Here is a 234-nt window from a genome sequence, read left to right as displayed (position 1 = left end):
TGACGCTAAACCAAACAGCCTCACATTTCCACACCCCAATTCAGCTATATAACCCGCTCAACCCCACCAAGGAAGCGATTCCCCCAACAGCGGACGAATCCTAGAGAAGTACACAAAAAATATACCCACACGAACCAAAGAAATCTAACAGCCGCCGTGCGCATACGGGTGAGCCGATGCAGTGAGACAAGCGGTTTTCTTGGCTCACTGCAAGAGGCCAACCCAAAGCAAGGC

It is taken from the genome of Planococcus sp. ISL-109 (assembly GCF_018613655.1).
In the GTDB taxonomy this organism is placed as follows: Bacteria; Bacillota; Bacilli; order Bacillales_A; family Planococcaceae; genus Planococcus.
The sequence above is the reverse complement of the archived record's forward strand: the minus strand, read 5'-3'. Positions refer to the sequence as shown.